Genomic DNA, 8,443 nt, shown 5'->3' with positions numbered 1-8,443 from the left:
CCGGGACCGCGGAGCTCCAGCTCCGCAACGCGGCGCCAGCCGCGGATCAGCATCTTCAGGATTATTTATGAATCTCCGGAATCCTCGTCCCTCTCCTCGATCTCCGTCATCACCTTCTGCACCAGCTTGACGCGGCCGGACTTTACCAGCGCATCCCGCAGCACATATTCGATCTGTGCGTTCAGGCTGCGCAGGTCGTCGTCGGCCCAGCGCTGCATCGCCGCCAGCACCTGCTCGTTGATTCTCAGTGGAAAGGCTTTCTTTTTCGCCATAATCGCGCTGGTCCCTCAATAGAGGCTGCCGCTGTTGATCACCGGTTGCACCTGCTGTTCGCCGCAGATGACAACCAGCAGGTTGTTGACCATATTGGCCTTGCGTTCTTCGTCCAGTTCCAGTTGGTGGGATTCCGCCAGGGTGGAAATCGCCTCGGTGACCATTTCCACCGCACCGCGCACGATCAACCGGCGGGCCGCCAGCACGGCGCTGGCCTGCTGCTTGCGCAACATGGCCTGGGCGATTTCCGGCGCATAAGCGAGGTGGCTGATGCGCGCCTCTATGGCCTGGATACCCGCCTTGCCCAAGCGCTCCTGCACCTGGTCGCGGATTTTCCCAGCGATGCTCGCGGGGTCGCCGCGCAGGGAGAGGACCTCCTCGCTGTGGTTGTCGTAGGGGTATTCATTGGCCACATTGCGCAGCGCCGCCTCGCTCTGGATGGTGACAAAGCTCTCGTAGTCGTCCACCTCAAAATGAGCCTCGGCCGAGTCCACCACTTTCCACACCACCACCGCGGCGATCTCGATGGGGTTGCCATTGGCGTCATTGACCTTCAGCTTGCCGCTTTCAAAGTTGCGCACCCGCAGCGAGATGGGTGTGCGTTTGAAAATCAGCGGGTTGGTCCAGCGCAGGCCGGTGGCATGCTCCGTGCCCACATACTTGCCGAACAGCTGCAGTATCTTCCCCTGGTTGGGAGCGACCATAAACAGTCCGTGCCAACAGAAAGCGACGATGACGGCCGCCAGGCCCCAGCCCACAGCCGAGGCGTCCGCCGCCACCAGGCCCCTCACCAGCATACCGACGGTGACCAGTTGCAGCAGAAGAAGAACCGCGACCATCCAATAGCCGTTCACAGTAAAAGCCTTTTTTTCGGTAATCATCGAAATTCTCCTTTTTTGGTATCATTGTGATATCACAATAACATCAAACAAAGAGCTGGCCAACTGTTCGACGACACTAATGAGGTGCTGTTTCGGGGGAGCAACAGCGAAGTTGCCCAGTGGCTGGCGAACAGTCACTGGGCATAGGATGGGACGGAGTGGGCAATTGGTTCCAGGCGTGCCGTGGGAGCCTGCCCTGCAGGCGATTGAGGTAGCGGGGGCGCCCGTTTCGCCAGCAGGGCAGTCGTAGGGTGCGCCGTGCGCACCAAAAGCCTGAGGCCCCCACCAGTCCTGGAGCGGTGCGCATGGCGCACCCTACGGTTGAACTCCGAAACTTGAGTTAGTAACTGCCCACCAAGTTGAGGAACCAGCCGCGGTGCTCGTAGTCGTGGCGGCTCAGGTCGTCGCTGAAGTCGGTGAAGTTGTAGCCGATCCCCATGCGGAACTGCTCGCTGATGTCGAAGTCCAGGCTGGTCAGCAGCCCCTGGCGCAGTCCGGAGCGACGCACGTCCAGCCAGCGGTACTCGGAGAGCCAGCTCCAGCGGTCGAAGGGGTACCAGCGCATCTGCAGGGCGGCAAAATTGGTGGTGCTGTCGAACCAGGGGCCCTCCCCCCGAGCCAGGCGCACCTCGCCGCGGCGGTGCGCCAGTTTGCCGCCGAACTCCCAGGCCGGCGCCGCCCGCCAGATGCCCTCCAGGGCGAGAATCCGGCTGCGCTGGTCGAACTCGGAAAACACCGCCTCCTGTCCCAGGCTGGAGCGATCGTAGAGCCAGGTGTAGCGGCCCAGCAGAGTGTAGCGGCCGTGGTCCCAGGGCCGCCAGGCGAAGCCGAAGTTGGCCTCGCCGAAGCGGGCACCCGCCTCGGCGTCGATCAGGTCGCGGGTATCGGCGAAGTTCAGGCGCGCCGAGAGCCGCCAGGATTCGTCGAGTTTGTGTTGCAGCCGGTTGGTGGTCACCCACTGGCGGCGGCGTTCGGCGCCGTTGTCCTCCCGATGTTCCAGCTTGGTGGTCCAACTGGTGCGCGGAGCGCTGATGCCGCCGTGCACGCTGACCGCTTCCCGCTCCACCTCTCCCCGGGTGCTCTCCAGGGTGGCATCCTGGCGGGTGAAGCCGAAGTTCCAGCCGCGACTGGGATAGAAATCCACGCCGTAGGTGTGCGCCAGCCCCACCTCCGGTCCCTCCTTGAGCCACTGGCTCTCGTTGAACACCCGCACCTGGTGCGAGGGCTGCCAGCGCTGCCCCAGGGTAAGACCGCCGGGCCGCGCGCCGGAGGACAGCGGCGGGCGGTCGGTGGTGTCGGTGGAATCGGTGTAGGAACCGTACAGGGTGTGCTGCATGTTGCGGCGGATTTCGGCGCCCACGGTAGTGGCGTCGCCGCGGTCGCCCCAGGTGGATTCGCCGCTGACCCGGTAGCGGTCGCCGAACGCAAAGCGGCTGCCCAGGGTGACCGCGTCGTTGTCGGCGTAGGCGCCGCCATCGTCGTCCACCGTGAACTGCCCGACGGTGTAGATATCCTGCAGCACACTGCCGAAACTGAGGGTGTAGCCCACGGCGGCGAGGGTGCCCACGGCGCTGTCGCCGGCGGAAGTCTCGGTCACCCGGCGCATTTCGCCGGTGAACTGATGGCGGTCGGACGGCGCCCAGTCGCCGCGCAACTGCGCCTGTTCGATTGCCTCGTCGCCCCGGCGGCGCTCACTCCAGCGGCCGGTAATGTCGAGCTGTGCGGAGAGCTCGCCAAAGAACTCCCCGCCGGTTTCGCGCACCGGCAGGCCCAGGTCGAAGCGCCCGGAGGAGAAATCCCCGTCCACGTCGCGCCACCAGCCGCCCAGGGTCCAGTCGCGGCGGCTCCAGCCCAGTTCGCGCAGGTTGGCCCGGGCCTCGACGGAGTTGGCGCGGCCGCTGCGGCCCGGCAGTTGCGGATTGCTCTGGATGAAGCTGAGGCCGCCGTCGTCGGAAAAGAAGATGGGGGCGACAGAGGCGCTGGTGTCCGATTGCTCCAGCTTGAGATAGGTGCCCCTTCCCGCCTGCAGGGTGACGTCGCCCCCGCGCAACTCATAGTCCTCGCCGGAGCGCGCCTCGCTGATATAGGTGGCGCCCAGGGCCAGGTGATCCCCCAGCCAGTGCTTGCCGCGCACGCCGGCGGCGAGATTGTCGCTCTCGAAACCGGTGGGCACATACTCGTAGTCCACCAACAGCATGTTGTCGTATCCCCTCAGCGGCTGGTCTCGAGTGATGCTGGGCAGGCGGTCGAGGCTGGCCTGCGCCAGCGGGCGGGTGAGAATCAGCCGGCCCTGCAGCTCGTCGATCTCGTAGTCGACCCCGCGCTCCAGGTCCACGCGGCCCTCGACGCGGCCGGTGGTGGGATCGCGCAGTTCGAGCACCACCACGTCCGAGCCCGGCAGGAGATCCTGGTGGCGCAGGTAGTAGAGGCTGCCGCCGGTGCCCAGAAACTCGCTGTGGCCCGGCGCCGTCTGCGCCTCCGAGGCGAAGGTGGTAAGGCGTGTGCGGGGCTCGCCGTCGTCGGTGCTACCCCGGCTGCGCAAGTTCAGTGCCGCGCCGTAGAGGCTGCGGGTGTACTGGCCGTATTCGGTGTCCCGGATACCGGTCTGGAAATTGCCCCACAACACTTGGCTTTGGTCCCAGTCGACGCGCACGTAGAGACGGCCCTGGGTGTCGATATCCCGGTGTACAGTGGAGTCGTCGCCGTAAACCGGGTAGTACTGGTCCGGGTCCAGGCGCCGGAACACGTCCTGGGCGTCGGCCTCGAAGAAGCCGCTGAACAGTTCGTCGGCCTCGCGCTCGCGGGTGTCCGCCTGGGCGGTGACCAGGTAGCGGCCCTTGATCTTGCCCTTGAGGTAGAAGCCCAGGCGACCTTCGGTGAGAAAATCGTCGTAGCGGTCGCCGTCGCCCAGCGGCTCTACGGCGCCGCTGACCCGGCTTTCCGAGAGGGTGAGGTCGGCCAGCGCCACCAGGAAGAGGTAGCGGCCGGACACATCCATCTCCAGGTGGCGGTGGATAGTCTCGCCGCCGCGGCGCAGTTCGATATCGAAGGGGTGGCGCCCCACCGGCACCAGGTACTCGGCCACGAAGCGGCGCTCCGTGCCCACGGGGAGCGCCCGGCCGTTGATGCTGAGGTTGAAGCCTTCCGGCAGCTCCTGGCCGCGGATACGCACCCGCGAGCCGTACAGGGGGATATTCTGTCGGCGCAGCCCGTTGCGGCCGTAGATCTCATCGGCGGCCGCCAGCGAGGCCCCTCCGCCGTCGAACTCTCCTTCGAGCGATACCGCCCCGCCCTGCGCCAGCGCGTTCACTCCCGCGCCGCCGCGCACTACGGCGGGTGGTGCCAGTTGCATGGTGCCGGCGACGGTTTCGTCCATATTGCCGTTCCCGTCGTAGGCCCGCAGGACATAGGTGAGTTCGTCGCCCCGTCGCAGGCGCAGCCCTTCTGGCAGCTCCCCCAACCATTCGGCCGCGCCGAAATTGGAGAGGGGTACCCGGACCCGGGTCAGCGGCGCCAGCCGGTCCACGTCCTCCGCCCGGTAGACAACCACCTCCAGGCGCTCGATAAACGCCGTGTAGTTGCTGTAGACGTGAAAGCGCACCGGCTCGACGATGCGCCCACCGGCAAAGGGCACCAGCGGCGCGGCGGCGACGCTGAGGTCCGGCTCCACCATCGCGGGATCCTCGGTAGCCCAGATGATGCCGCCCCCGTCCAGGTGCACCGCAAAACGCCCCCGCGCCACCGCCTTGCCCGGCGGTGCGTCGGGCATACCGATCTCCACCCGCCGGTTGGGCTGCAGCTCCCGCCGGGACGCCGGCTCACTCTCGCTGCGCGTGATGATCCGCACCACCGTCTCCCCGGGATCGGCCTCATTGGCAAAGGCGGTCGCGGCGGCCAGTGCGGCCACCGGGAGCAGCGGCAGGCGCTGCATTATCCATTTCCATTTCGCGGCACTCACAGCTGCACCTCCCGGTCGGCAAATTCTCTCCCCTCATCCACTTCCACCCGCAATCGCTCCCTGGTCTCCGGGTCGAGTTCCGCGGCGATGGCGTCGTAGACGGCACGCGCGCGGCGCAGGCCCAGACGCCGGTTGTACTCGGCGCTGGCGCGGCGGTCGGTGTGACCCACGATGGTGACCCAGCCCCCGCCGCGCGCTTCAATCCGCCGCGCCACCGCGCGGATCAGTTCGCGGTAACCCGGGCGGACCTCCGCGCTGTCGGTATCGAACAGCAGGGTGCCGAGCTTCACGCCGCCGTCCAGTCGCGCGAGCATTTCCGCGTCCACGTGGGTGCGCAACTCTACGCCGACGCGGTCGCGCAGCTCCGACGGCAGTTCCGCCAGCAGCGCCTCCCGCAGCGATTGCGCGCGCTCCAAGGCCAGTCCCCCGGCCTCGGCGTGGCCGGTGATCACCAACTCGCCGCCGCGGTAATCGCGCACCCGCGCGGCCATCTCCTCGATCGCCGGCCGGTGACGGGGATCGATGTGCGCGCTGCCCGGCTCAAACAGCACCTCGCCCACGGCCATCTCCACGATTTCCGCGGGCGCCTCGAGGGGCTGCCCCGGCGCGTGCACGCCGAAGTCGAAGCGCACCGGCACCCCCTGGGTGACACGCTTGATCAGCGGATTGCGGGTGGTGGGCACACTCCCCGAGGGCAGGGACGCCGGATCCACCTTCACCACAAAATTGCGCCCGCGGGCGAAATTGGCCACGTCGATGCCCTCCAGGTGGTAGCGCCCGTAGGCGTCGGTTTCCACGATCAGCCCCTCGATGGTGGCCAGGCGCACACCCGGCAGGCCGGCTTCGTCGACGCCCTCGTTGCGGATCTCGTATTCCACCAGGTAGTCCCCGCCCGCCGCGGGCGAGACGCGGCGGCGGATGCGCAAGTCCTGAGCGCTGTCGCCCGGCTTCGCCGCCGCGACCCGCACCTCGCCTCCGGCGCCCATGTGCAGTTCGCTGCCCTCGGCACTGCGCAACACCAGGTCACTGGTGAATTCGGCCGCGCGCAGCCGCTGGGCGACGACGATTCGGCGCCCCTCCCCCCGCGACTCGCTGGCGCGGCCGCGCAGCTCGCCCAGGTCCAGGCCGCGCAACAGCGGCGCGCTGGCGTCCGGCACCGGCCGGGGGCCGTCGCCGCGGTCGATGGTGGTGCTGCCCGGCACGTAGGCCCGCGGGGCAAAACCGCCCCGCAGCTGCAGCCCGGTGGCCCGCGCGCTGTCCTGCCAGCCGTCGCCGTCGCGGTCATCGAACACGGTGCCGAAGATGCGGGTCTCCTCCAGCAGCGGATCGGCCACCAGGTACACGGAAGCCCGCGCGGTGTTGCTGATAGCGTTGCCGTTGCGCTCAACGACGGCGCTGTTCACGAACTCGCCGCGCACCACACCGGGGCCCACCCGCAGCAGGTAAGTAGCGGTGAGGCTGGCGCCGGCGGCCAGGCGTATCCCTTCGATGCGGATCGGGTCCCCGTCGGCCAGCACCGCCTGCCCGCCGGCGCCGCGGAGGCGCAGCGAGTCCGCCACCAGGCTGAAGCCGGGCGGCGGCGTATCCACCAGCGCGACGCCCTGCACCGTCCCCTCGCTGACGTTTTCGGCCACCAGTTCATAGCGGATCAGGTCGCCTACACGCACCTGTTGCGTCGCAACGCTCTTGCGCAGACGCAACGGCATGCCGTCTTCCACCAGCAGCACCACCCGGGCGGTGTCGCAGTTGTCGGGGTTCAGCCGCTCGCAAATGCGGTAGTCGATCGCGTAGGTTCCCCCCGCTGTGGCCGGTGCCACCGCCAGGGAACCGTCCGGGTTGAAGCCCAGTCCCGCGGGCACCTCCTCCGCAGTGAGTTCGACGACGGCGGGATCTATCGCGATACCGTTCAGGGTGTCGTTGCCCAGCACCGACGGCAGGCCCCCGCCCTCCGCGCCGTTGATGGTCGTCCCACTGAAGTCGTCATCCACGGCGACGATTTCCGGCGCCACCACCAGTACCGTGACGGTGGCGGTATCGCAGTTGTCCGGATTGGCGATTTCACAGCTGCGGTAACGAACGGCGTAACTGCCGGCCGCGGTGCCCGGCGCCACGGTTATGGAGCTGTCCGGGTTCAGCGTCAGCCCCGCGGGTATTTCCAGCGCGGTGAGTTCAACGGCGCTCAATGCCATCGCATCGCCGTTCAGGGTGTCGTTGGCCAGTATCAGGGGCGTGGTGCCACCATTGGCACCATTGATCGGGAAAACGCTGAAATCGTCGTCGGCGGTCTGGATTTCCGGCGCGACCACGCTCACGGTCACCACGGCGGTGGAGCAGTTGGAGGTATTCGTCTCCTCGCAGATCCGGTAAGTAAAACCGTAATCGCCGGCGGGCGCGCCCGGTGCCAGGCCGACCGAGCCTGTGGCCGGGTCGAAACTCAGTTCCGCCGGCAGCGTATCCAGCGGCGTGGCGGTGACGTCCACCGGGTCCAGCGGCCCACCGTCCAGGGTGTCGTTGTCGAATACGCTGCCCAGGTCCGCCGCGCCGTCGGCGCCGTTGACCGGGCCGTAACTGTCGTCGGCGGCGGCGATCTCATTGGGCGCCGCGGCGACCGTTTCGCTGTCCTCCGCCGGTGTCAGGGTGCCGCCCGCGGGCACACCGCTGGCGCTGGCCAGGTTGGTCACCGAACCCGCGTCCAAATCCGCCTGGGTCACGGTGTAACTGCCGGTACAGGTGGTGGATTGCCCCGGTGCCAGCACGGTTGCCGGACAGTCGACCGACGGGATCTTATCGTCGCTTACGGCGATATCGCCGACGGTGACGTTACCGGTGTTGGTCACCAGGTAGCTGTAGTTGATGGTATCCCCGACCGCGGCATAGCCGCTATCGGCCGCACTCTTGTCCAGGCTCAGTGCGGGCGAAGCGCTCAGCGCCGTGCTGGTGCTGTCATTAGCACTGACCGGATTGCTGCCCGGGTCGGTGCCGCTCGCTGTCGCCGTATTGTCGACGGTACCGGCATCAACTTCGGCCTGGGTAATAGTGTGGGTGCCGCTGCAGGTTGCGATTGCGCCAGGAGCCAGGGTCGTGGTGTCGCAGGTCGCTACCGCATCCAGTTGCGGGTCGTTGATGGCAATACCATCGATGGTGACATTACCGGTGTTAGTGACGGTAAAGGTGTAAGCGATGGTATCCCCAGCGCTGTTGCCGCTCGGCGCGCCGGCAACTTTGCTCAAATCCAGAGCAGGCGAAGCCGTTAATGCCGTGCTGGTACTGTCATTGGCACTGACTGGATTACCGCCCGGATCAGTAGCGTTCGCCGTCGCCGTATTATCGA

4 protein-coding genes are annotated in these 8,443 nt (G+C 67.2%); all 4 read right to left on the bottom strand.

The annotated features are described in order from the left end of the window. Positions 1-65: 65 nt before the first annotated feature. Entirely contained in the window at positions 66-272 is a 207-nt protein-coding gene (locus ACRC0P_RS10915) for an Arc family DNA-binding protein (RefSeq protein WP_438630772.1), read from the bottom strand. 15 nt (positions 273-287) lie between these two features. After that, a complete protein-coding gene (locus ACRC0P_RS10910; RefSeq protein WP_438630770.1) occupies positions 288-1,154 on the bottom strand; it encodes an SPFH domain-containing protein in 867 nt (288 codons plus the stop codon). 340 nt (positions 1,155-1,494) lie between these two features. Next, on the bottom strand, positions 1,495-5,112 hold the full coding sequence (locus ACRC0P_RS10905; RefSeq protein ID WP_438630768.1) for a hypothetical protein: 3,618 nt from the start codon (positions 5,110-5,112) through the stop codon (positions 1,495-1,497). Next, positions 5,109-8,443, bottom strand: a 3,335-nt coding sequence (locus ACRC0P_RS10900; protein ID WP_438630766.1) for a DUF7507 domain-containing protein, incomplete at its 5' end; no start/stop codon positions are given. The genes ACRC0P_RS10905 and ACRC0P_RS10900, both read right to left, overlap by 4 nt.

The organism is Microbulbifer sp., from assembly GCF_051659245.1.
In the GTDB taxonomy this organism is placed as follows: Bacteria; Pseudomonadota; Gammaproteobacteria; order Pseudomonadales; family Cellvibrionaceae; genus Microbulbifer.
Note: the sequence above shows the minus strand (reverse complement) of the source record. Positions and strands in the feature narration are given on the sequence as shown.

What these genes read in the sequence shown, in the direction of transcription:
- ACRC0P_RS10915 (WP_438630772.1), bottom strand. Translation starts at nt 272, where the DNA reads ATGGCGAAAAAGAAAGCCTTTCCACTGAGAATCAACGAGCAGGTGCTG.
- ACRC0P_RS10910 (WP_438630770.1), bottom strand. Translation starts at nt 1,154, where the DNA reads ATGATTACCGAAAAAAAGGCTTTTACTGTGAACGGCTATTGGATGGTC.